This window comes from Mesorhizobium sp. M8A.F.Ca.ET.207.01.1.1 (assembly GCF_004794715.1).
Lineage (GTDB): Bacteria > Pseudomonadota > Alphaproteobacteria > Rhizobiales > Rhizobiaceae > Mesorhizobium.
Genome location: NZ_SRUS01000620.1, coordinates 1 through 278, shown reverse-complemented (window position 1 = coordinate 278; position 278 = coordinate 1). Strand labels below are relative to the sequence as shown.

At 71.9% G+C, this 278-nt stretch carries 1 pseudogene; it reads right to left on the bottom strand.

Features of this window, described 5'->3' with window-relative positions:
* A pseudogene (locus EN850_RS36095) lies at positions 1-278 on the bottom strand (MFS transporter); the annotation flags it as partial.

The following is a 278-nucleotide window of genomic DNA, read 5'->3' as shown; positions in this document are numbered from 1 at the left end:
GGCTCATCACCCGCGGCACGGCCAGCTGGGTCACTGCCGACAGGCCGACCGGCGACAGGCACATCTCGCCGCTGGCCAGCAGGAAGTAGGCCAGCACCAGCCACCACACGCTGGCCATCTCGCCGGTGGCGCCGACCTGCTGAGCAGCCAGCGCCAGCGGCACGAACGACAGCGCGGCAATCACCAGGCCCCAGGCCGACTTGACCGGCTTGCCCGGTTCCCAGCCGCGGCGGTCCATCCAGGTCCACAGCGCGGCGAAGGCTGGTGCCAGCAGCACC